This is a genomic window from Micromonospora sp. SH-82 (genome assembly GCF_051132485.1).
In the GTDB taxonomy this organism is placed as follows: domain Bacteria; phylum Actinomycetota; class Actinomycetes; order Mycobacteriales; family Micromonosporaceae; genus Micromonospora.
Map to the genome: position 1 here is coordinate 2,576,676 of NZ_CP148049.1, position 22,410 is coordinate 2,599,085.

Annotated in this window: 18 protein-coding genes; 12 read left to right on the plus strand and 6 right to left on the minus strand. The window is 74.6% G+C overall.

Going from position 1 to position 22,410, the window contains the following annotated elements:
• Positions 1–127: 127 nt before the first annotated feature.
• Complete coding sequence (locus WHN02_RS11875) at positions 128–1,444, minus strand: HRDC domain-containing protein (protein WP_434743361.1); 1,317 nt, start codon at positions 1,442–1,444, stop codon at positions 128–130.
• Between the two features lie 233 nt (positions 1,445–1,677).
• On the opposite strand from WHN02_RS11875, the gene WHN02_RS11880 reads away from it, so the two are divergent.
• On the plus strand, positions 1,678–2,907 hold the full coding sequence (locus WHN02_RS11880; protein WP_434743362.1) for a trypsin-like peptidase domain-containing protein: 1,230 nt from the start codon (positions 1,678–1,680) through the stop codon (positions 2,905–2,907).
• Positions 2,908–3,127: 220 nt separating this feature from the next.
• Positions 3,128–3,766 carry a hypothetical protein gene (locus WHN02_RS11885; RefSeq protein WP_434743363.1) on the plus strand — a complete coding sequence of 213 codons (639 nt, stop codon included), beginning with the start codon at positions 3,128–3,130 and terminating at the stop codon, positions 3,764–3,766.
• 63 nt (positions 3,767–3,829) lie between these two features.
• Here the strand turns inward: WHN02_RS11885 and WHN02_RS11890 are convergent, their stop codons facing one another.
• A complete protein-coding gene (locus tag WHN02_RS11890) occupies positions 3,830–4,402 on the minus strand; it encodes a DUF3000 domain-containing protein (RefSeq protein ID WP_434743364.1) in 573 nt (190 codons plus the stop codon).
• A gap of 249 nt (positions 4,403–4,651) precedes the next feature.
• On the opposite strand from WHN02_RS11890, the gene hemE reads away from it, so the two are divergent.
• From hemE to WHN02_RS11910, 4 genes are all read left to right on the plus strand, one after another.
• Positions 4,652–5,737, plus strand: a complete 1,086-nt coding sequence (hemE, locus tag WHN02_RS11895) for a uroporphyrinogen decarboxylase (RefSeq protein ID WP_434743365.1) — start codon at positions 4,652–4,654, stop codon at positions 5,735–5,737.
• Positions 5,738–5,749: 12 nt separating this feature from the next.
• On the plus strand, positions 5,750–7,159 hold the full coding sequence (hemG, locus tag WHN02_RS11900) for a protoporphyrinogen oxidase (protein WP_434743366.1): 1,410 nt from the start codon (positions 5,750–5,752) through the stop codon (positions 7,157–7,159).
• On the plus strand, positions 7,156–7,857 hold the full coding sequence (hemQ, locus tag WHN02_RS11905; RefSeq protein ID WP_434743367.1) for a hydrogen peroxide-dependent heme synthase: 702 nt from the start codon (positions 7,156–7,158) through the stop codon (positions 7,855–7,857). The genes hemG and hemQ overlap by 4 nt, the downstream gene beginning before the upstream one ends.
• 155 nt (positions 7,858–8,012) lie before the next feature.
• Positions 8,013–9,467 (plus strand): pentapeptide repeat-containing protein, encoded by a 1,455-nt coding sequence (locus WHN02_RS11910; protein ID WP_434743368.1) that lies wholly within the window; start codon positions 8,013–8,015, stop codon positions 9,465–9,467.
• Here the strand turns inward: WHN02_RS11910 and WHN02_RS11915 are convergent, their stop codons facing one another.
• Positions 9,468–10,553, minus strand: a complete 1,086-nt coding sequence (locus WHN02_RS11915) for a lytic polysaccharide monooxygenase auxiliary activity family 9 protein (RefSeq protein ID WP_434743369.1) — start codon at positions 10,551–10,553, stop codon at positions 9,468–9,470.
• A gap of 311 nt (positions 10,554–10,864) precedes the next feature.
• On the opposite strand from WHN02_RS11915, the gene WHN02_RS11920 reads away from it, so the two are divergent.
• Positions 10,865–12,175, plus strand: a complete 1,311-nt coding sequence (locus WHN02_RS11920) for a PQQ-binding-like beta-propeller repeat protein (RefSeq protein WP_434743370.1) — start codon at positions 10,865–10,867, stop codon at positions 12,173–12,175.
• A 16-nt stretch (positions 12,176–12,191) separates the two neighbouring features.
• Here the strand turns inward: WHN02_RS11920 and WHN02_RS11925 are convergent, their stop codons facing one another.
• The 3 genes from WHN02_RS11925 to msrB all read right to left on the minus strand — a co-directional run bounded on the left by WHN02_RS11925 (position 12,192) and on the right by msrB (position 13,562).
• Positions 12,192–12,644, minus strand: coding sequence for a GNAT family N-acetyltransferase (locus WHN02_RS11925; protein WP_434743371.1), 453 nt, complete (start codon positions 12,642–12,644; stop codon positions 12,192–12,194).
• A gap of 94 nt (positions 12,645–12,738) precedes the next feature.
• On the minus strand, positions 12,739–12,999 hold the full coding sequence (locus tag WHN02_RS11930; RefSeq protein ID WP_350898338.1) for a Prokaryotic metallothionein: 261 nt from the start codon (positions 12,997–12,999) through the stop codon (positions 12,739–12,741).
• A 152-nt stretch (positions 13,000–13,151) separates the two neighbouring features.
• A complete protein-coding gene (gene msrB, locus WHN02_RS11935) occupies positions 13,152–13,562 on the minus strand; it encodes a peptide-methionine (R)-S-oxide reductase MsrB (protein ID WP_350898339.1) in 411 nt (136 codons plus the stop codon).
• Positions 13,563–13,609: 47 nt separating this feature from the next.
• Between msrB and ligD the strand changes: the two genes are divergently transcribed.
• The 5 genes from ligD (at position 13,610) to WHN02_RS11960 (ending at position 22,368) form a co-directional block, all read left to right on the plus strand.
• A complete protein-coding gene (ligD, locus tag WHN02_RS11940; protein ID WP_434743372.1) occupies positions 13,610–14,656 on the plus strand; it encodes a non-homologous end-joining DNA ligase in 1,047 nt (348 codons plus the stop codon).
• A gap of 122 nt (positions 14,657–14,778) precedes the next feature.
• Positions 14,779–17,931, plus strand: coding sequence for an FtsX-like permease family protein (locus WHN02_RS11945; protein WP_434743373.1), 3,153 nt, complete (start codon positions 14,779–14,781; stop codon positions 17,929–17,931).
• Entirely contained in the window at positions 17,928–20,639 is a 2,712-nt protein-coding gene (locus WHN02_RS11950) for an FtsX-like permease family protein (protein WP_434743374.1), read from the plus strand. Before WHN02_RS11945 ends, WHN02_RS11950 begins: the two co-directional genes overlap by 4 nt.
• Positions 20,636–21,652, plus strand: coding sequence for an ABC transporter ATP-binding protein (locus WHN02_RS11955; RefSeq protein WP_434743375.1), 1,017 nt, complete (start codon positions 20,636–20,638; stop codon positions 21,650–21,652). The genes WHN02_RS11950 and WHN02_RS11955 overlap by 4 nt, the downstream gene beginning before the upstream one ends.
• Positions 21,649–22,368, plus strand: coding sequence for an ABC transporter ATP-binding protein (locus WHN02_RS11960; protein ID WP_434743376.1), 720 nt, complete (start codon positions 21,649–21,651; stop codon positions 22,366–22,368). The genes WHN02_RS11955 and WHN02_RS11960 overlap by 4 nt, the downstream gene beginning before the upstream one ends.
• The last annotated feature ends 42 nt before the right edge of the window (positions 22,369–22,410 follow it).

The window sequence follows — 22,410 nt, forward strand, 5'->3', positions numbered from 1 at the left end:
CTGGCGTTTCCCCGAATGCTACCCACCAGTAACCAAGCCCGCACCCCCGCCGGTGCCCCCGGCGTCACCGGATCGAGGGGTTCGCGTCACGTCTGTCGATCCCGCCGACGCAAACCCCTCGATCGACTCACTCCCCGGGCGGGTGGAGCGCGGCCGTCAGGGCGGGGACCAGCAGACCGAGCTGCCACTCGCGGGCGTTGAAGCCGCGCAGCACCTCCGCGACGGTCTCCTCGGTGATCTCCGCCGGCGGCTGCCACGCGAGACGGCGTACCGAGTCGGGGGTGATCAGATTCTCCGGGGGGAGGTCGTGCCCGCCCGCGATCCCGACCACCACCTCACGGCAGCGGGCCAACCGGGCCGCCGCCACCGGATCACGCTCCGCCCACCGGTGCGGCGGGGGCGGACCCTCCACCGCCGGGGTCACCGGCAGCTCGTCGTCAGGCAGCAGCCGGGCCTCGTCGAGCGCCGCCAACCAGGTCCGGGACAGTCGGCGTACCGACCGGCCACCGAAACCGGGCAGGGTCAGCAGCGTCTTCTCGTCCCGAGGGTCGAGTTCGGCGGCGGCGACGATGGCCGAGTCGGGCAGCACCCGCCCCGGGGCGGCGTCCCGACGGGCCGCGATCTGGTCCCGGGCGTACCACATCGACCGGACCCGGGCCTGCGCCCGCGCGCCCCGGATCCGATGGATCCCGGAGGTACGCCGCCAGGGCTCGGCGCGTACCCGGGGCGGCCGGGCACCGGCGCGGACCAGTGCGGCGAACTCCTCCGCCGCCCAGGCCGACTTGCCCTGCCGGTCCAGCTCGGCGTCGAGGGCGTCGCGCAGGTCGACGAGCATCTCGACGTCGAGCGCGGCGTAGGTCAGCCACGACTCGGGCAGCGGGCGGCTCGACCAGTCCGCCGCCGAGTGGTGTTTCTCCAGGCTGTAGCCGAGGAGCTGTTCGGTGAGCGCGGCCAGCCCGACCCGCTCGAAACCGGCCAGCCGGGCGGCCAGTTCGGTGTCGAAGAGTCGGCGTGGGCGCAGCCCCAGCTCGGCCAGGCAGGGTAGGTCCTGGCTGGCCGCGTGGAGCACCCACTCGACGTCGCCGATCGCGGCGTCCAGGCTGGTCAGGTCGGGCAGGGGCAGCGGGTCGAGCAACACCGTCCCGGCCCCGGCCCGGCGGAGCTGGACCAGGTAGGCCCGTTGGCTGTAGCGGTAACCGGAGGCGCGTTCGGCGTCCAACGCGACAGGGCCGGTACCGGCGGCGAAACGGGCCACCACGTCGGCGAGTTCTTCCAGCGTGGTCGCCGGCTGGGGGGTGCCGTCACGAGGGGCGGTCAGGGGTACGGGCCCGCCGGAGGTCGGGGTGCTGTCCGGGTCCACCGGTATGGCCGGTGACGGGTGGTGCGGTCCGTTTCCCGTACGACTTTCGGCGGCCCGACGGTTCAGGGGTGGTTCGTCGGTCACCTGACAACCCTAGTGCGCGTCCCGGAGGGTGGGGTGCAGCCGGTACCTGTGTGTCGGCCCGACACCGTCCGACCGCACGCCGCCACACCGTGCGGCGATACTTGACCCTGCATGACAGGGTCGGACTTCGGGGAAGACAAAGCCCGATCGCGCGGGTACGTTCCATCGGGCCGGTGGCCTAGGCGGGACGTCGTCGGCGGTGTGCCGGGGCGCTGTGGGAGGACATGGGCATCATGACGGCTGGTTACACGGGCGGTACTCCGGAACGTGACGAGGAGGCGGCCGGGAGAGAGACGGCGGGACGACCCGGTCCGTTACCACCGCGGTTCGAGCCCCGGCCGTCGGCCGCGCCGTACCCGCCGCCCGCCGCCCCCGGGTGGTCCGCTCCGTCGCCTGCGGTCGGGTCGGCGGCCGTCGGCTCCGCCCCCCGCTCCGGCGCCGGATGGTCACCGCCCGCCCCCGGCCGCCCACCCTCGGCCCCACCGGCCCAGCGCTCCCCGCAACCGGCACCGTCCTACGGTCGACCGGGCCCCCCGCAGGGCTGGCCGGGCAACCAGGCCGCCGGTGGGGGACCGGTCGCCGCGGCGTCGGGCCCACCCGGACCGAGGACCCCGCCCCTGAACCCCGGCCCGCTGCCGCCCGGGTCGGCACCTCCCGCCGGTGGCTGGCAGCCGGTCGCCCCCGCCCCGAAGGCCCGGGGCCGTGGGCTGGCATTCACCGCCCTGTTCCTCGCCGTGGTCCTGGGACTGGTCAGCGGCTTCCAGGCGCTGCGGATCCACCAGCTCACCGGCGAGCTGGGCGACCTCGACCAGCAGTTGACCGAGACGCAGGGGCGCGACGGCGCCCGGATGGAGAGCCTGGAGGGCCGCACCCAGGACCTGGAGCGGCAGACCTTCAACCCGGAGACCATCGCCACCGCCGTCCTGCCCAGCGTCTTCCGGGTCCGGGCCGGTGCCGCCACCGGCACCGCCTTCGCCGTGGGGGGACCGGCCGAGGGGGGCGGGGCCAACCTGTTCACCAACTACCACGTGGTGGAGTCGCTCTGGCTGACCGGTGGTCGGCAGGTCTTCCTGGAGCGGACCGACCAGCGGTTCCCGGCCACCATCGTCGAGGTCGACGAACTCAACGACGTCGCCCACCTGCGGACCACCGGGAAGTTCGACGGACTCGTCGCCGCCACCGACGAGGTCCGGTCGGGCCAGCAGATCGTCGTGGTCGGGGCACCGCTCGGCCTGGAGGACAGCGTCACCACCGGAGTGGTCAGCGCGTTCCGGCGGGCCGAGGGGCGGAACGGGCCGATGATCCAGTTCGACGCTCCGATCAACCCCGGCAACTCCGGCGGTCCCGTGATCAACGGGGCGAAGGAGGTCGTCGGCATCGCCACCGCCAAGGCGCGCAACGCCGAGGGGATCGGGCTGGCCGTGCCGATAAAGACCGCCTGCGACGGCTTCAAGATCTGCTGATCCCGGCCCCCCGGACGCCGCGCCGACCCTCCCGGCGGGGCAGCCGTCACCCCCTGAGAGAAGAGCGATGACCCAACCACCCCCGCAGGGCTCCTCCCCCGAGCCCCCGGCGGACCCCGGTTCAGCACAGCCCCGGGGATCCGTCTACGGTCGCCCGCCGACCTCCGGTCCGCCCGCCGGGTCCCCCCAGCCCGCGCAGACCCCGGCTCCACAGTCTCCCGTGGCACCACAGTCCGCCGCACCGTCACCCGTCTCGCCGTACGGCCCCCCGCCGCAGTCCGCGCCGTCCTACGCGGGGTCGCCACCGCCGCACTCCGCGCCGCCGTCACCCGTCTCGCCGTACGGGCCGCAGCCCCAGTCGGCACCGCCGCAGGCGGGGCCGGTGCCGCCGTACGGGCCGACGGCCTTCGCGCCTCCGGGATCCGCCCCGCCGTACGGGCCGTCGACGCCACCGGCCCGGCGGAGCCGGGCCGCCGTGGTACTCGGTGTCGTCGCCGGGCTGCTGCTGGTCTTCGGCGGGGTGATGACCGGACTCTTCGTCGTCACCGGTAACGAGCTGGACAGCGTCGAGAAGAAGCTCGCCACGTCGGTCTCCCAGGGGGAGGACCGGACCAAGGAGCTGGAACGACTCCGGGGTGAGTTGCAGACCGCCAAGAACCGGTTGGCCGACACCGAGCAGGATCTCACCGGAACCCGCAACGACCGGGACGAGCAGGCCCGGCAGAAGCGGGTCATCGCCGACTGTCTGAACCGGCTCACCACGGCCCTGGACGCGGCCGGTCGTAACGACCAGTCCGGTTTCAGCCGGGCGACCCAGGGGATGACGAGGATCTGCAACGAGGCCGAACGGTACCTGTGAGGCCGGGAGGCCGGCCGGGTCCCGCATCACCGCGTCGTGGTCGGCCCGTCGGCTGGTCGCGGGTCAGGCGGTGCCGGCGGGACGGTGTTCGGGCAGCGCCGTGACGCCGGGCGGGGGCAGACCGGCGGTGGAGGCGAGCAGCGCGCACCAGGCCGTCAGGTGGGCGGCCAGGTCCTCCCCGACCGGGGTCCAGGAGGCGCGGATCTCGATGTCCCCGGCGGCGGGCGGCCCGGCCAGTTCGCCGAACCGGGTCGACATGGTCTGGGTGACGGTTCCGCCGAGCGCCCGGTGCGGGGCCTGGTGCGCCTCCAACGCGTCGGTCAGCCAGGTCCAGCCCACCCCGGGCAGCAGTGGATCGGCGGCCAGCTCCGACTCCAGGTCGGCGGTGACGTAGGTGACCAGGCGCAGGGTGCCCTGCCACGCCTCGTGTCCGGCCGGGTCGTGCAGCAGGATGAGCCGCCCGGTGGCCACGTCGTCGTCGTCGCGCAGGACGGTGGCGGAGAGCGCGAAGGTGTACGGGGCCAGCCGCTGGGGCGCGCCCCCCTCCTCCAACACGATCTCCGCACGGGGGGTGACCGAGCGTAGTCCGGCGACCGCGCGGGCGAAGGTCTCCGGGTGCGCGGTCGGGGGGGCCATGTCGGCGAGCCTATGTCGCCGCCGGACGGACTGCCGGGCGGCGCGCCGACTCGTGCGGGCCCGCCGCCGCCGACGGTCGACGGTCGGTGACGACCCTTGATCGGAGTGTGTCGCACCGCTCCCGAAAGGGGAGGTGGTGACCCTGTGTGTCCTGGTTCGTCACCCGCGACCCGGGCGCTGTCGCGGGCGGAGATCACACCGGGGGCGGGCGGGCTCCGGGCGTGCGGCAGGCGTGCGACGATGGGGGAGATGACCACCACCAGCGCGGGCGTCGACGCCCGAGACGAACCCCGCCGAGGGCCTGCGGACTCGACCTTCGTCCGGGCCTGCCGGCGGCGACCCGGCCCCCACACCCCGGTCTGGTTCATGCGTCAGGCCGGCCGCAGCCTTCCGGAGTACCGGGCGATCCGGGCCAACGTGGCGATGCTGGAGTCCTGCCGTCGGCCCGACCTGGTCACCGAGATCACCCTCCAGCCGGTACGTCGGCACGGGGTGGACGCGGCGATCCTGTTCAGCGACATCGTGGTGCCGGTCGCGGCGGCCGGGGTCGAGCTGGACATCGTCCCCGGCACCGGTCCGGTGGTGGCCGAGCCGGTGCGGACCGCCGCCGACGTGGAGCGGATCCGACCGATCGACGTCACCGACGTGTCCTATGTGGACGAGGCGGTCCGACTGCTCGTCGCCGAGCTGGGCGACACCCCGCTGATCGGCTTCGCCGGTGCCCCCTTCACGCTGGCCAGCTACCTGGTCGAGGGGGGTCCGTCGCGGACCCACTCCCGGACCAAGGCCCTGATGTACGGCGACCCGGACCTGTGGCACGCGCTCTGCGGTCGACTCGCCGACGTGACCCTCGCCTTCCTGCGGGTGCAGGCCGCCGCCGGGGTCAGCGCGGTGCAACTGTTCGACTCGTGGGCCGGGGCGCTCTCCGAGGCCGACTACCGTCGTTTCGTCCTGCCGCACTCGACCAGGGTCCTGCAGGGCCTGGCCGAGACGGGGCTGCCCCGGATCCACTTCGGGGTGGGCACCGGCGAGCTGCTCGGGGCGATGGGCGAGGCCGGTGCCGACGTGGTCGGGGTGGACTGGCGTACGCCGCTCGACGTGGCCACCGGGCGGATCGGCCCGGACAAGGCGGTCCAGGGCAACCTCGACCCGTGCGTGCTCTTCGCGCCGTGGCCGGTGGTCGAGGCCGAGGTGCGGCGGATCCTGGAACAGGGCAGGGCCGCTCCCGGACACGTGTTCAACCTGGGGCACGGGGTGCTGCCGGAGACCGACCCCGAGGTGTTGACCCGGGTGGTCGCGCTGGTGCACGAGGTCTCCGCCCGCCCGGCGGAGTAGGCGGTCGGCGGGATGCGGCAGCCCTGGCGGGTGGCGGTGGTGGGCGGCGGGATCGCCGGGCTGGCCGCTGCGGTCCGGTTGCGCGACCGCGCCCCGGCCGACACCGAGATCACCGTGTACGAGCAGTCGGGTGCGCTCGGCGGCAAGCTGCGCACCGGTGAACTGGCCGGTCAGCCGGTGGAGTTCGGTGCCGAGTCGTTCCTGGTGCGGGATCCGGCCGGGGGCGAGTCCGCAGCGCTGACACTGGTCCGCCGACTCGGCCTCGCTGGGCAGGTCGTGCACCCGACTGTGGGACGTGCCGCGGTGGCCGTCGACGGCGGGCTGCGGCCCATCCCGGGCGGGACCCTGGTCGGCGTACCCGGGGATCTGGCGGCGGTGGCCACGGTGGCCCGGCCGGACGCGGACGCCGACCGCGACGAGGGCCGCCCGTTGCTCGACCCGGACGTCGACGTCGCCGTCGGGGCGCTGGTCCGTCGCCGGCTCGGCGACGAGGTGGTCGACCGGCTGGTCGACCCGATGCTCGGCGGGGTGTACGCCGGTCGGGCCGACGACCTGTCCCTGGCCACCACGATGCCCGCGCTGGCCCACGCCGCCCGCACCGCGCACACCCTCACCGGGGCGGTCCGGGCGGCCCAGGCGGCGGCACCCCGGGCGCCCGGGGCACCGGTCTTCGCCACGGTGGCCGGCGGGCTGAGTCGGCTGGTCGAGGCGGCCGCCGCCGCCAGTGGGGCCACGATCCGCCAGCACGCCGCGGTCCGTGAGCTGACCCGGGTCGCCGGGGGGTGGCGGCTGACCGTCGGGCCGACCCGCGAACCGGAACACGTCGAGGTCGACGCCGTGGTGCTGGCGGTGCCGGCCCGTCCGGCGGCCCGGCTGCTCGCACCGACCGACCCGGACGCGGCGACGACTGTGGGTGCCCTGGACTACGCCGGCGTCGCGCTGGTGACGCTGGTGCTTCCCGCGCCGGACCTGCCGGAGCTCTCCGGTTTCCTGGTCCCGGCCACCGAAGGGCTGTCGATCAAGGCGTCGACCTTCTTCACCACCAAGTGGGGGCACCTGCGTCGGCCGGACGGGTCGGCTCTGCTGCGAGCCTCCGTGGGTCGGTACGGCGACGAGACGCAGTTGCACCGCCCGGACGCCGACCTGGCCGCCACCGCCCACCGGGAGGTGTCGGGGGTGCTCGGCACCACGCTGCCGGACCCGGTCGCCGGGCACGTGCAACGCTGGGGCGGTGCCCTGCCCCAGTACACGCCGGGGCACCTCGACCGGGTGGCCGGGGTCCGGGCGGCGCTGCGCCGCGCCCACCCGACGTTGACCCTGGCCGGGGCCGGCTACGACGGGGTCGGCATCCCGGTCTGTGTCCGCTCCGGCGAGACGGCGGCCGACGAGATCATCACAGCACTGGGAGGTGCGGGGTCATGACCGAGCAGACCAACGCGGCACGGCTGCGGGAGCTGAACGACACCATCCGGTACACCATGTGGTCGGTGTACCGGGCCGGCAGCCAACTGCCGACGCTGCGGGAGAACGTCACCGGCGAGGTGGAGGCCCTCTTCGCGGAGCTGGCCGGGCAGGACGTGACGATCCGGGGCACCTACGACGTCTCCGGGCTGCGCGCCGACGCCGACCTGCTGATCTGGTGGCACTCCTCGACCAGCGACGCGCTCCAGGAGGCGTACGGGCGGTTCCGCCGGACGGCTCTCGGGCGGACGCTGACCCCCGTCTGGTCCCAGATGGCCCTGCACCGGCCCGCCGAGTTCAACAGGAGCCACATCCCGGCGTTCCTCGCCGACGAGCGGCCCCGTGACTACGTCTGCGTCTACCCGTTCGTCAGGTCGTACGAGTGGTACCTGCTGCCGGACGAGGAGCGTCGGGAACTGCTCGCCGAGCACGGCAAGATGGCCCGGGGCTACGCCGACGTGCGGGCCAACACCGTGGCGTCGTTCGCCCTCGGCGACTACGAGTGGATGCTGGCCTTCGAGGCCGACGAGTTGCACCGGATCGTCGACCTGATGCGGGACCTGCGGGCCTCGCGGGCCCGTCGGCACGTCCGCGAGGAGGTCCCCTTCTACACCGGTCGTCGCCGGTCGGTGGCCGAGATCGTCGCCGGCCTGGTCTGACCCGCGTGCCGGACCACACCGCCGGGCGCGAACACACGGCCGGGCCGGAGCACACCGTTGGGCCGGAACATGCCGCCGGGCCGGAGCACGTCGCCGGGCGCGAACACACGGCCGGGACGGAACACGCCGCTGGGTGGGAGGGCAGTGCGGAGCCGGTGGACGTGCCCGCCCGGTGGCTGTCGGGCACCGGGTCGGCCGACGAGCGGCGGGAGGTCCTGGGGGACCTGGCCGCCCGGGCCGACGCCGACCCGACGCAGCGGCAGCCGGTGGTGGAGGCGATCTGCCGGTTCCTGCGCGCCCCGGAGCCGTCGGCCCGCACCGACCGGGGACTACGGGACGCCGCCACCGGGCTCCTCGCCGACCGGCTCCGACCTGTGGGACAGGCCCCGCCCCGCTGGGCGGGGATCGTCCTCGACCTCTCCGGTGCGACCCTCGTCGACCTCGATCTCGGCGGCTGCGTCCTGGCCGGGGGGCGGTTCGCCGACACGAGGTTCCAGGGGACGACCACCTTCGTCGGCACCCGGTTCACCGGGGACGCGGTCTTCTCCCGGGCGGTCTTCGACGGCCCCGCCCGCTTCGGTGGGGCCACGTTCGACGGGGACGCCGCCTTCGGTCGGGTCCGGTTCCGTGGGCCGACCGACTTCGGTCGGGTCGGGTTCGGCGGCATCGCCTGGTTCGGGCGGGGTGAGGACGAGTTCTGGGAGGACGACCCGGCCTGGGAGACCGTCGACCAGTGGCGCCCGTTGCCCTGGGACGAGCCGAACGAGACCGACCCGAACTGGCCGCTCGCCGTCCTGACGGGGGATTACCAGGAGTGGTCCGAGGGTGGGGTCGGGGCCAGGTTCGGGGCGTCGGTCTCCTTCCGGCAGGCCCGGTTCACCGGTCCGGCCTGGTTCGGCAGGGCCCAGTTCGGCGGGGTCGTCGACTTCTGCGAGGCGTTCTTCGGCGCCGGGGCGCACCTGGAGCCGCCCACGGCGGACCTCACCGGCGCCCGTACCGGTGGCGAGGTGTCGGATCCCGAGGCGTACTGGCCGCCCGGTTGGCGGGTGGCGGCCACTTCGACCGGGTCCGGAATGCTGCTCGCGGAGGAGGACCTCCGGGCGTACCTGGTGCGGCTGGTCGACCCGGATCCCGCCGTACGCGACGGGGGTCTGCGCGGGCTGGTCGCCCTCGCCGACGACCGCCCCGCGTCGCGGCAACGGGTGGTCGACGCGGTCTGCGGGTGGCTGCGCCGTCCGGTTCCGTTCCCGCTCACCGGGGTCCACACCGCCGAGCAGGCCGCCGAGGTACGGCTGCGCGGGGTCGCCCAGGGACTGCTCGCCGACCGGCTTCGCGGCGGTACGCGGCACTGGCCCGGGATGGACCTCGACCTCTGCGCGGCGGTCCTCGTGGACGTCGACCTGACCGGGTGCCGGGCCCGGTACGCGGACTTCACCGGCACCCAGTTCCACGGTGTCACCCGCTTCGACGACAGCGGTTTCGAGGCGGCCCGGTTCGACCTGGGGGCCGGTGCCGGTGTGGCCGTCTTCCACGGCCCGGTCACCTTCACCGGTGCCCGGTCGGGCCGGTCGGGGCCGCACCCGTGGTCCTCGGGTGCGGCCCCACTCTGATCAGGTGGTCGCGGTGCAGGTGAGGGTCGGTGTGGTGGCGCTGCCGGAGCCGGTGAAGCCGAAGCTCGCGGTCCCTCCGGCGGGCAGGTTGCCGTTGTAGTTGGCGTTGCGGGCGGTCACCGTCGATCCGCTGGTGGTGACGGTGGCGTTCCAGGAGCTGGCGATCTGCTGCCCGCCCGGGTAGGTCCAGGTCACCGTCCAGCTCTTGATGGCGGTGGTGCCGGCGGTCACCTGGACCTCACCCTGGAAGCCGCCGGACCACTGGCCGGTGACCCGGTAGGCGGCGGTGCATCCGGCGGTGCCGGCCGGGGGCGTGGTGGGCGGGGTGGTCGTCGGCGGGGTCGTGGGCGGCGTGGTCGGTGGGGTGGTGGGCGGGTTGGTCGGCCCGCTGCCGCCGAAGTTCACGTCGCTGCACAGGTAGTAGGACTGGTCGAGGTGGCTGGCCTGCCAGATGGTGTAGACGATGTGCCGGCCGGTGCGACCCGGTGCGTTCGCCGGGATGTCGATCTGGACCCCTCCGGTGGTCGGGGTCCACTGTGAGGCCGGGGTGTTGCCGATCTGGCCGGCCAGCTCCAGGTCCTCCCAGCGCAGCGGGGAGGTCAGGGCGTTGAAGCCCTGTCTGGTCACGTAGACCCTGATGTAGTCGGCACCGTGGCTGGCCTGGTCGAAGAAGCGGACCCGGAAGTTGTTGGAGACGTTGGTGGTCCGCCACGCCCCCACGGTGTCCATGGACCGGTACCGGCCACCTTCGGTCCGGCCGCCGCTGCACAGCTGGCCGCTGGGGATGGCACCCTGGTGGTTGCCGGCGACGCCCTCACGGAACAGGCCGTTCCAGTTCCACATGGCGTTCGGGTTGTCCTGCCAGGCCTGCCAGCACATCGGGTCCTCGGTGGCCATGTTCGGGTTCTGGAAGTCGCCACCCCACCGCTGCCAACAGCCGTAGTTGCGCGAGGCCGGGTCCACGACGGAACCGTGGGCGGACGCGGGGGTGGCCAGGACGGTGGTCAGCAGCAGCACGGCCGCCACACCGGTGGCGAGCAGCCCGCCGACGAGCGGGATGCGTCGTACTCGGGAGATCGTGGACATGGGTTGAAGCCCCCAGGGGAGTGGTCGGTTGACGAAACGCCCGGACGGTCGCGAGTCGCCCTCAACTCGCGCCGGTGGTGCGGCTCCCACGTCGGCCTGTATCGCAGAGTGACATATAGATAGGCGTCAGTCAATGTGTCGTGGTGTTCCGGCCCTGGTGCACCGCCGGTCTACCATCGGGGCGACACCGGATCATGACGCCCCCGGCGTCCTCGCACCCGAAAGTCGCCATGTCACAGCACGTACCGCACGGCCCCCCACCCGCGCCGCCGCCCGGAGTCGGGTCGACCCACCCGCAGTACGGTCCGCCCGTGCCGCCGACTGGAATCGGGTCGACCCAGCCGGGGTACGGTCCGCCCGGGCGTCACCGACCCGGTCGGCGTGCGCTGCTGATCGGGGGTGTCGCCGCCACCCTGGCCCTGCTGCTCTGCGCGGGCGTGGGTGCGGTGGTCGCCTGGCGGGTCCTCCGCACCCCGCAGCCCGACCACCTGGCGGTCGTCTGGTCGACGCCGGCACCGCCGGACCGGCGGGACCTGCCTCGCACGTACGCGACCTGGGTCGGCGCGGACGTCGTGGTGCGGGCCACCGCCGACGGGGTGAGCGCGTACCGGCTGGCCGACGGGGATCCGGTGTGGACCGTCCCGCTGCCGCAGGGGCAGCGGATCTGTGCCGCCGCGATCGGGTCGAGCGGCCATCACGGGGTGTTCGCCCACGGCGGGCACCGGTGCGACCGCATCGGTGTGGTCGACCTGAGATCAGGGGAGCGGACCGTCACCGTCCGGATACCCCTGCCGGAGTACGCGGCCGAGCCGCCCCGGGGGTACCGGCTCCTCGCCGCCGGGGAGGTGGCCGTCTTCGACGACGAGGCGACGATCACCGCCGTCGGACTCGGTGACGGCGCGATCCGCTGGCGACAGGAGAAGGGAGACTGCGCCGCCGAGGTGTACGCCATGAGCGCCCAGCGGGTCCTGATGGATCGGCGGTGCCTGTCCGGGGAGGGCACGTACCTGGTCGGAGTGGACCCGGCCACCGGCGAGGGTCGGTTCGAGGCGCTGCTCGGTCAACGGACCACGGTGCAGAACGTGGTCTCCGTCGACCCGGTGGTCGCCGTGGTCAACCCGACGAGGTCCCCGGACGTCGTGGTGGCCGCCTTCGACCCGCAGGGCCGCCGGACCGTCGAGATCCCGGTCCGTGCCCCCGGGCGGGCCCTCGACTTCGCCAGCACCTCCGCGGAGACCGGGGAGCCGGGCACCAGCCCGTCCGGGATGGTGGTCCGCGACGGTGTCCTGTTCGCCGTGAACCAGGCCGACCGGGGACGGGTGACCGCGTTCGACCTCACCGACGGCACGCTGACCTGGACGCAGCAGGAGGGCGACGGGCGGACCCGGATCGTGCGGGTGGACGACCGAGGGGTCTGGACCACCCGGCAGGCCGCCGGATCGACGGGGCTGGTGCTGGTCGAGGCGGGTACCGGGGCGACGACCCTGCTCGGCCGGGGACTGCCGGCGGAGGTCGGGCCCTCGACCGGACCGGCCTTCGAACACGACGGGTACCTGGTCCTCACCGCCGGACCCCGCCCCGCCGACCGGGAACCCCTGGTGGTGGTGGCCCGGTGGCGGTGACGGTCGGTTGGGCGGGTCAGCGTGCCGGTCGGCCGGGGCGGCGCATCGGCACGTGCGGGATGCCGTCCTCGTCGTACTCCGGGCCGTCGGCGGTGAACCCGAACCGGGCGTAGAAACCGGCCTGGTGCGACTGGGCCGACAGGACGCACGGCACCGCACCGACCAGGGTCAGGGCCTCGGTCATCAGTCGGGCACCGTGCCCACCGCCGCGCTCGGTCGGAGCCACCACGACCCGGCCGATCCGGGCCGTGCCGTCCGGCTCGCGCAGGACCCGCAGGCACGCCAGGACGGCACCGTCGCGGCTGATCCAGAGATGTCGGGCGTCGGGCTCGACGTCGCGCCCGTCCAGTTCCGGGTACGGGCACTCCTGCTCCACCACGAAGGTGTCGACCCGCAGTCTGAGCAGGTCGTAGAGGGTACGCGGGGACAGGTCGGCGAAGGCGGACACCTGGAGGGACGTCGGCTGCACGCCCTGATGGTAGGCCGCACCGGAGCCCCGGTCGGCACCTCGGGTCGACCCCGCCGACCCGGGGGGATCGTCCGCCGTGGCGTCGGCGGACGGTTCAGGCCGGGCGGGCACCGACGGCGTCACGGATCTGCGCCCCCGGCTCGCCCGCCGACGTACGGGCGCAGTGCCCGCAGCAGAAGAAGCGGCCGGAGACCTCGACCCCGTGACCGACGATCTTGACCTGACAGTGTTCGCAGATCGGTGCCAGCCGGTGTGCGGCGCACTCGAAGCTGTCGAAGGTGTGTACGTCGCCGCTGACCGTACGGACCTCGAAGGCCATCCAGTAGTCGTTTCCGCAGACCTCGCAGGTCGCCATGACAGTTCCCCCGTGACAGACGTTTTCCCAAGCCTGCGCGACGGCGGTGGCCGATGGTCCGGAAACCGGACATTCAACTACATCGGCGGCGTGTCACGTCGGCGTGTCGGGTGACGTCCCGGGGAGCGGCCCTGTGCAGGCCCGGTCCCTGGTCAGCTCGGACGGGGCTCCAGGCGGACCGAGATCGAGTTGACGCAGTGCCGGGTGTCCTTCGGGGTGAAACCCTCGCCCCGGAAGACGTGCCCGAGGTGGCTGTCGCACCGGGCGCAGCGGATCTCGGTGCGGACCATGCCGAGGCTGCGGTCCTCGATCTCCCGGACCGCACCGGGCAGGGCGTCGTCGAAGCTCGGCCACCCGCAGTGCGAGTCGAACTTGTCGTCGCTGGGATACAGGTCGGCCCCACAGGCCCGGCAGTGGTACATCCCGGGGGTCTTGGTGTCCACGTACTCGCCGGTCCAGGCGGGTTCGGTGCCGCCCTGGCGCAGCACCCGGAACTCCTCGGGACTCAGGCGCACCCGCCACTGCTCGTCGGTGCGGGGCAGGTCGTTCTCGTCGAGACTCACCGGTCAACGGTACGTCGACTGTCGGTGCCATGGCATATGGTCGCGCCATGGGGGCTACCAAAGCCACGTCCGGGGTGGGAAAGCGTGCTGCCGAGCAGGTCGAGGTGGCCGGTCGGGAGGTCCGGCTGACCAGCCCGGACCGGGTGATCTTCCCGGAGCGCGGCTTCACCAAGGCGGACGTCTTCGAGTACTACCTCGCCGTGGGGGAGGGCATCATGCGGGCCCTCCGGAACCGGCCCACCACGTTGCAGCGCTTCCCGGACGGCGTGGACGGGGAGATGTTCTTCCAGAAGCGGGTGCCGACCCGGGGGGTGCCCCCCTGGCTGTCGACAGCCACGATCAGCTTCCCGAGCGGACGCAGCGCCGCCGAACTCTGCCCCGCCGACCTGGCCCACGTCGCCTGGGCGGCCCAGATGGGCACCATCGTGTTCCATCCCTGGCCGGTGCGGGCCACCGACGTCGACCGGCCCGACGAGCTGCGCATCGACCTCGACCCGCAACCCGGCACCGACTTCGTCACGGCGGTCGCCGCCGCCGGTGACCTGCGGGGGATCCTCGACGAGCTGGGGGCCACCGGGTGGCCGAAGACCTCCGGGGGGCGAGGGCTGCACGTCTACCTGCGCATCGAACCCCGGTGGACGTTCACCGAGGTCCGGCGGGCCACCATCGCCCTGGCCCGGGAGCTGGAGCGTCGCCGACCCGACCTGGTCACCACCGCCTGGTGGAAGGAACAGCGGGGTGAGCGGGTCTTCGTCGACTACAACCAGATGGCCCGGGACCGGACGATCGCCTGCGCGTACTCGCTGCGGGCCAACGCCCGGGCGACGGTCTCGACCCCTGTCGACTGGGACGAGCTGCCCCACGTCGAACCGGACGACTTCGACCTGCGGACCGTCGCGGCCCGGCTGGCCGAGCGGGGCGACCCGCACGCCGGGATCGACGACGCCCCGTGGGACATCACCCCGCTGTTGGAGTGGGCGGACCGGGACGCCGCCGACGGCCAGGGTGACCTGCCCTACCCGCCGGACCACCCGAAGATGCCCGGCGAACCGAAGCGGGTCCAACCGTCGAAGGACCGTGACCGCCCCCGGTAGTCGGACGGCGGAGGGTCCGAAAGGGATCGGCCGATAACGATCAAGTAACGGGCGCGAACCTTTTCCCGGGCGCACCCCCTCTTCCTGGTCACCGGTCAACCGGGGGCAGGGGAGGCGCGGGGATGAGACTGGTGTTGCGGCGGGCGCGGGAGGCGCGCGGGCTGCTGCTCGCCGCCGCCACGGCGGCCCTGGTGGCGGTGGCCCTGGTCACCGGGCTGGCCCACCACAACCGGGAGGCGATCGACGCCGGTCAGCGGAGCCTGCTCGCCGCCGCGCCCGCCGAGGAACGGACCCTGCTGATCAGCGGTGCCGGCGGGCGGGACCGCGCGGAGTACGCCGAGCGGGACCGCACCGTCCGGGACCGGTTCGCCGACGGGCTCGCCGGGGTGCCGGTCACCGTCGCCTCGGCCCGCTACGGCACGGGCCGGGAACTGATCGACGCGCCCGCCGTGGACCGGGACGGGGACGATCCGGTCTTCGCCACCCTGAGCACCCTGCCCGACCTGGCCGGACACGCCGAACTCGCCTCCGGCCGCTGGCCCCGCCCCGGCGCGGATCCGGTCGAGGTGACAGTGCCCGAGAAGGTCGCCTCCGGGCTGGGGATCCGCGCCGGGCAGCGGGTGCCCGTCGTGGACCGCAGCTCCGAGCAGGAGAGCGACCTGCTCGTCGTCGGCGTCTGGAACCCCGGTGACCCGACCGCCCCGTACTGGCGGTTGGCCCCGGGGGTGGGTGCCGCCGCCCCGACCGGGCCGGTCACCTCGTACGGGCCGTTCGTGTTGGACCCGGCGGACTTCGACAGGTCCTTCCCCCGATCCTTCTCCGCCGCCTGGCTGGTCCAGCCCGACCTGGCCGCCGTGGCACCGGGGCGGCTGGCCCCGGTCAAACAGGCGGTCGCCGAGGCCGCCGTCGAGGTGCCCGAGGCCGCCGGGCTCGGCACGTCGGCGCGCAGCGCCACCGACATCGACGACCTCGTCGACCGGCTCGCCCGAGCCGACCTGGTCGGCCGCTCCGCGCTGCTCACCCCGCTGCTGCTGATCCTGGTCCTCGGCGGGTACGCCCTCGTGCTGGTCGCCGCGCTGCTCAGCAACGACCGACGGGCCGAGACCGCGCTGCTACGCGCCCGGGGTGCCTCCCGGGGACAGGTGGTCGGCCTGGCCGTACGGGAGGCGGGGCTGGTGGTGTTCCCCGCCGTCCTGCTCGCCCCACCGCTGGCCGGGCTGGTCCTGCGCCACCTCGGCGGGGTCGACACCGGCCCCGGCCCGGCGGTGGCCGTGGCGACCGGGATCGGCGCTCTGCTCGCCCTGGTGGTGCCGGCGCTGCGTCGGGCCGGGACCTACGTCGCCGACCTCGCGTCCCGGTCCCGCCCGCGCCGGGGCGCGGCCGTCCAACGGGCCGGTGTCGACATCGCCCTGGTGGGGTCGGCGGCGCTGGCCTGGTTCCAGCTGCGGCAGTACTCGGGACCGCTGGCCGGTGCCGACGGTCGACTCGGCATCGACCCGTTGCTGGCCAGCGCCCCGATCCTGGGGGTCCTGGCCGGGGCGGTGGTGGCGTTGCGGCTGCTGCCCCCGGCGACCCGGGTGGCCGAACGCCTCGTCGACCGGCGACAGTGGACGGCCACCGTGTTCGGGATGTGGCAGGCCGGTCGGCGACCGCACGCCGGGCCGGTGCTGCTGCTCGCCCTGGCCGTGGGCGGCAGCACCCTGTCCTGGTCGCTGCTGAGCACCTGGGAGACCTCCCGCAGCGACCAGGCCGACCACACCGTCGGCGCGGACCTGCGGGTGGTCGAGCGGGGCGGGGTCGCCCCGGTGGGCCGGGCCGGTGAGCTGGCCGCCCTCGACGGGGTCGGGCGGGCGCTACCGGCCTGGCGCGACGAGCTGCGACTGGGGCGGGGCGACCTGCCGGTGACAGTCGTCGGACTGGACGCCGCCGGGGCATCAGGCCTGGTCCGGCTCGACGACCGGCTCGCCGACGAACCGGTCCCGGAGATGTTCGACAGGCTGGTCCGGGCCCGGGGGGCACCGGCCGGGATCGCGTTGCCCGTCGAGGCCCGGCAGCTCACCGGCGTCGTCGGCACCCCGGTCCGGGAACCGGTCCGTCCGCACCGGGTGACGGTGTCGATGGTGTTGACCACCGACGACGGGCAGGCGTACCGGCTGCCGATGACCGAGTCGGACAGCGACGGACGGCCGGCGCGCGTCACCGTCGACCTGCCGGACACCGGCGGGACGGCGATCCGGCTGGTCGGGTTCGCCGTCGACGCCCCGCCACTGGGGGACCGTTACCGGCTGACCGTCGCCGACCTGGCCACCGTCGACGCCGACGGCACCCGGCGGGCCGCGCCGGTCGACGGCGGGTGGGTGAGCACCGACGGGGGTAACGTCCGACTGCCCGCCACCGTCACCGCCGGCACCCTCGGCGCGGAGTTCCCGCTGCCGCCAAAGGGCGAGAGCTGGTGGTCGGTCCAACCGCCGGTACGGTTCAGCGTCCTGCCGACCGCCGAGGCCGAACCGGTACCTGCCCTCCTGACCCCCGGTGTCCGGTCGGCGCTGAGCCTGCGGACCGGGGAGACCGTCACCCTGGGACTGCCGGGGGCCTCCCTGCCGGTCCGGTTCGTCGGCGAGGTCGACGCGGTGCCCACCACCGGCGGGGACGCGATCCTGCTGGACCTCCCGGCGGCGGTGGACCGGTTGGCCCGGACCCGGGGGGTGGTGCGGCCGGTGCCGCAGTGGTGGGTACGCGCCGACGCCCCGCCCACCGCCGTCCGGAGCGCCGCCGACCTGTCCGGTGTCACGGTGGTCGACCGGATCGCCGTCGTCGAGACGGCCGCCCGCGACCCGTACTGGCGGGCGGCCCGGACCGGGCTGCTCGCGGCGGCGTTCGGTGCCGTCCTGCTCGCCCTGGTCGGGTTGGCCGTCGACGTCTGGGCCACCGCCCGGCACCGGTCGACCGAGTTCGCGGTCCTGCACACCCTCGGCGGGTCCCCCCGACTGCTGGCCCGGGCACTGCTGGCCGAGCAGACCTTCCTGGCGGGACTCGGCGTCGGGGTGGGGGTGCTGCTCGGCGCGCTCGTCGGTGCGGCGACGGCGCCCCTGGTGATCGTCACCCCCACCGCCGACCGGCCCGTCCCCGACGCCGTCTTCCACCTGCCCTGGCTGCCCGTCGGCGTGACCTCGGTCGGTCTGCTGGTGGCGGCCCTGGCGTGCAGCGCCGTCGTCGCCACCGGGCTGCGACAACGGATGACAGTGGCCCGGCTACGGATCGGGGCGCAGCGATGACGGTCCACGAGACCCTGCGGCGGATCCGGTCCCACCGGGCCACCTTCCTGCTCCTGACGGTGCTGACAGTGCTCGTCGCCGGGCTGGTGGAGGGGGTGCCGCGGATCACCGGCCGCCTCACCGAACAGGGCCTGCACCACCACGTGGCGGACCGACCGGCGGTGCTGCGGGACCTCGTGTACGACGCCGACCCGGCCGGGTACGTCGACGCCACCGGACCGGTGGCGGCCCGCCGGGCGGAACTGGACCGGCTCACCGAGCGGATGCCCGCACCGGTACGCGCCGTGGTGGCCCGCCGCTGGTACCTGGCCGAGGCTGCACCCGGTCGGCTGACCGGCGCCGACCTGGCGGCCCGGAACCTCCTGGTGGACCTGCGGTTGCGGACGTCACCGGGGGCCGCCGAGGCGGGCACCCTCGTCGACGGCGACTGGCCCACCGACGAGCCACCGGCGGCGGGTCCCATCCCCCTGGCCCTCGCCGCCGACGTCGCCGCCGGTCTCAACCTGCGGGTCGGCAGCCGTCTGGACCTCGCCGCGCTGCGCCCCGGCGACGGTGCGGAGCCGGTGGAGCTAATGGTGGTCGGGGTCTTCCGCCCCACCGACCCGGCCGACGGGATCTGGGCCGGACTCCCTCCGGTCCTGCGGGTCGTCGAACCGGAGGGGGACGGCAAACCGTTCAACGCGGTGGGCCTGGTCGGGGCGGGGGCGTTGGACGCCCGGGCCGCCGAGGGGTGGCCGCTGCGGTTCAGTTGGCGGTACCGGGTGGACGCCGACCGCCTCGCCCCGGGAGACCTGGACGCGACGGTCGACGGGCTGACCGGGATGCAGCGGGACGTCGTCCCCGGCGTCCGGTTCACCCAGGGCCTGGACCTGCCGTTGCGGGAGTTCGCCGCGTCGGTCTCGGCCGCCCGGACGTTGCTCGCCGTGGTGGCGGCCGGGGTCCTGGGCACCCTGGCCGGTCTGGTCCTGCTGGTGACCGGCCTGGCGGTCCGCGCCCGGCGGGAGGAGTTCGCCCTGATCCGGGCGCGGGGCGGCGGCCGGAGCAGTCCGGCACTGCACTGCCTGGCCGAGTCGGCCCTGGTGGTCCTCCCGGCGGTGGTGGTGGGCTGGTCGCTCGGTCGCCTGGTCCCGGGCGACGCCGCCGGCACCGGCTGGCTCCTGGTGGCGGTGGCCGTCGGGGTCACCGCGGCGTTGCCGGTGGCGGCGCTGGCCGTACCCGACGGGACGACGGGTCGGCGGGACACGGTCCGGTGGGGCACCGGCCCGCGTCGCCTCACCGTCGAGGTGCTGCTGCTGGTGTCGGCGGCGCTCGGGGTGGTGCTGCTGCACCGGCGGGGACTGACACCGGGTGCGGTGGATCCGCTGCTGGTCTCCGTGCCGGTGCTGGTGGCCGTGGCGGCGGCGACGGTGGCGCTGCGGGCGTACCCGTGGCCGCTGCGGCTGCTGGGTCGGGTCGCTGCCGGCACCCGGGGCGGGGTCGCCTTCCTGGGCGCCGCCCGGGCCGGCCGGTCCGGCGTCACCTCCCCACTGGTCGTGGTGGTGGTGGCGGTCGCCACCGCCGCGTTCTGCGCCGTGGTGGCCGCCGGGATCGAGGCCGGTCGGGACCGGTCGACGAGCCGGGCGGTACCGGCCGACGCGCTCGTCGACGGGTACCGGCTGACCCCGGAGACCGGGGACGAACTGGCCCGGCTGCCCGGGGTCCGGGCGGTGACCCCGGTGGCCGACGAGGCGGACGCGACGCTGTCCCGTGACGCCCTCGGCACCGACGCGGGGCTGGGGGACGTCACGGTCCTGGTGGTCGACGGCCCGGGGCTGGCCGACGTGGCCGGCCGCGCCGGGCGGGACGTGGCGGTACCCCGGGTGTTGTCGGGCGGGACGGATCCGGCCGGACCCGCCCCCGCTGTGGTCTCCCCGGCCCTGGCGGGGGAGCTGGCCGAGGCGGGTCTGGACCGGTCCGCCTTCGTCGAGTTCCAGGGCCGGCGGTACGAGTTCCGGGTGGCCGACACGGCAGGCGACTTCCCGCTGCTGCGCCCCGGCACCGACCGGTTCCTCGTCCTGCCCTGGCAGGCGCTGCCGACCCGGGTCTACCCGGCGGTGCCCACCGGGTTCCTGATCGCCGGGGCGGACCTGGACGTGGCCGCCGTGCAGCGCGTCGGCGACGAGGGGCAGCGGCGGTTCCAGTCCGGCGGTGCGCTGGCGGCGGCCGGTGGACCGCTGCCGGTGACCGTGTCGACCTGGGCCGATCTGCGTGCCCAGCACGGTACGGGTGGGGCGAACGGGGTGCTGGCCTTCGGGTTCCTCGCCGGGGCGGTCGGCGGTGCCGGGTTGGCGCTGCTGGCCGTCGCGCTCACGGTGCTGGCCGGGGCGCGGGACCGGGCGCAGACGGTGTTCCGGCTGCGCACCCTCGGCCTGTCCCGGGGGCAGTGGCGGGGGCTGCTGCTGATCGAACTGGCCCCGCTGACCGGGGTGGCGGTGCTCACCGGCGCGCTGGTGGGGGCGCTGCTGCCGGTGCTCCTGGCCCCGACGCTCGGCCTGCGGGCGTTCACCGGCGGCACCCCGGTGACTGTCACGTTCGATCCGGCCCTGGTCGCGGGGGTGTTCGGGTTGGGTGGGCTCGCGCTCGCCCTCGCCCTCGCCGTGGAGATGCTGAACAACCGCCGGTCGCGTCTCGGGGACGCGCTGCGGATCGACAGAGGGGAGTCGAGATGACGAGCACCATGGCCCCGACCGGTGACGTACCGGACCTGGCCACGTTGCAGCGACGGGCGGCCCGCCGGGCCGCCGAACGGGCCGGTGGGCAGGACCGGTTGCGCGGGCACATCGTCTGTGACGGTCTGGTCCGCATCTACCGCAGTGAGGGGGTGGAGGTGGTCGCCCTCCAGGGCCTCGACCTGGTCATCGACCGGGGTGAACTGGTGGCGATCGTGGGGGCGTCGGGTTCCGGGAAGTCGACGCTGCTGAACATCCTCTCGGGGCTGGACACCCCGACGGCGGGCATCGCCCGGGTGGCCGACTACGACCTGCTCGCCCTCTCCGCCCGTCGGCGCCTGAGCTACCGGCGGAGGGTCGCCGGGTTCGTCTGGCAGCAGACCGCCCGCAACCTGCTGCCCTACCTGACGGCGGTGGAGAACGTCGAACTACCGATGCGGCTGGCCGGTCGGCGCGGTCGCCGCGCCCGCCGGGACCGGGCCCGGGAGCTGTTGGAGACGGTCGGCATGGGCCACCGGGCCGACCGGCGACCGGCCCAGCTCAGCGGGGGTGAACAGCAGCGGTGTGCGGTGGCGGTGGCGGTCGCGAACGACCCGGAGGTGCTCTTCGCCGACGAGCCCACCGGCGAACTGGACGAGGCGACCGGCGCGGAGGTGTTCGGCGCCCTCCGGATGATCAACGCCGAGTTGGGGGTCACCGTCGTGGTGGTCACCCACGACCCGGCGGTGGCCACCCAGGTCCGTCGGACCGTCGCGATCCGGGACGGGCGGACCGCCTCGGAGGTACGCCGGACCGCCCGGGTCGGGGCGGACGGCACCACCGAAGTGATCAGTGAGGAGTACGCGGTGCTCGACCGGACCGGCCGGATGCAACTGCCGGCGGCCTTCGTCGACGCGCTGGCGCTGCGGGACCGGGTCCGGCTCGACCTGGCCCCGGACCACGTGCAGGTCAGGCCGGGAGACGACAGTGCCGGTGCCGAGGCGGACCGGGGCGACGGGAGGGAGCAGCGGTGAGTGCGGAGACGGTGGTCCAGGGGGTCGACGGGGCGTCGCCCGATCCGCCGGTACGCGTCGAGGGCGTGCACCGCAGCTTCGGCCGGGGCGAACAGGCCGTCGCGGCGCTGACCGACGTGTCGTTCACCGCCGGGACCGGTGAGCTGGTCGCCGTCCGGGGACGCTCCGGAGCGGGCAAGACCACCCTGCTCAACCTGGTCGGTGGGCTGGACCGCCCGGACTCGGGCCGGATCGTCGTCGCCGGCACCGACGTGGCGGTGGCGGCGGAGCGGGACCTGCTGACCCTGCGCCGCCACCGCATCGGTTTCGTGTTCCAGACCTTCGGGCTGATCCCGATCCTGTCGGCGGCCGAGAACGTGGGCGTACCGCTGCGGTTGGCGAAGGTGCCGGCCGGGCAGCGGGAGGAACGGGTGGCGGTGCTGTTGGAGCTGGTCGGGCTGGGTGACCAGGCCGCACAGCGCCCGTACGAACTCTCCGGCGGTCAGCAGCAGCGGGTGGCGTTGGCCCGCGCCCTGGCCAACGAACCGGACCTGCTGATCGCCGACGAGCCGACCGGCCAGCTCGACTCGGAGACCGGCCGGTCGGTGATGGACCTGCTGGCGGCCACGGTGCGGGCCAGGGGGACGACAGCCCTCGTCGCCACCCACGACCCGGCGCTCATCGACCTGGCCGACCGGGTCCTCACCCTGCGCGACGGCCGCCTGGTCGAGGGCTGAACCCGGGCGCCCCCCGGTCGACGCACCGGGCGCACCGCCCAC

Bases quoted from the DNA above. Each gene is read 5' to 3' on its own strand.
- WHN02_RS11915 (WP_434743369.1), bottom strand. From the start codon at position 10,553: ATGTCCACGATCTCCCGAGTACGACGCATCCCGCTCGTCGGCGGGCTG.
- hemQ (WP_434743367.1), top strand. From the start codon at position 7,156: ATGACCGAGCAGACCAACGCGGCACGGCTGCGGGAGCTGAACGACACC.
- hemE (WP_434743365.1), top strand. From the start codon at position 4,652: ATGACCACCACCAGCGCGGGCGTCGACGCCCGAGACGAACCCCGCCGA.
- WHN02_RS11930 (WP_350898338.1), bottom strand. From the start codon at position 12,999: ATGGCGACCTGCGAGGTCTGCGGAAACGACTACTGGATGGCCTTCGAG.
- WHN02_RS11880 (WP_434743362.1), top strand. From the start codon at position 1,678: ATGACGGCTGGTTACACGGGCGGTACTCCGGAACGTGACGAGGAGGCG.
- WHN02_RS11890 (WP_434743364.1), bottom strand. From the start codon at position 4,402: ATGGCCCCCCCGACCGCGCACCCGGAGACCTTCGCCCGCGCGGTCGCC.
- ligD (WP_434743372.1), top strand. From the start codon at position 13,610: ATGGGGGCTACCAAAGCCACGTCCGGGGTGGGAAAGCGTGCTGCCGAG.
- WHN02_RS11950 (WP_434743374.1), top strand. From the start codon at position 17,928: ATGACGGTCCACGAGACCCTGCGGCGGATCCGGTCCCACCGGGCCACC.
- WHN02_RS11955 (WP_434743375.1), top strand. From the start codon at position 20,636: ATGACGAGCACCATGGCCCCGACCGGTGACGTACCGGACCTGGCCACG.
- WHN02_RS11945 (WP_434743373.1), top strand. From the start codon at position 14,779: ATGAGACTGGTGTTGCGGCGGGCGCGGGAGGCGCGCGGGCTGCTGCTC.
- hemG (WP_434743366.1), top strand. From the start codon at position 5,750: ATGCGGCAGCCCTGGCGGGTGGCGGTGGTGGGCGGCGGGATCGCCGGG.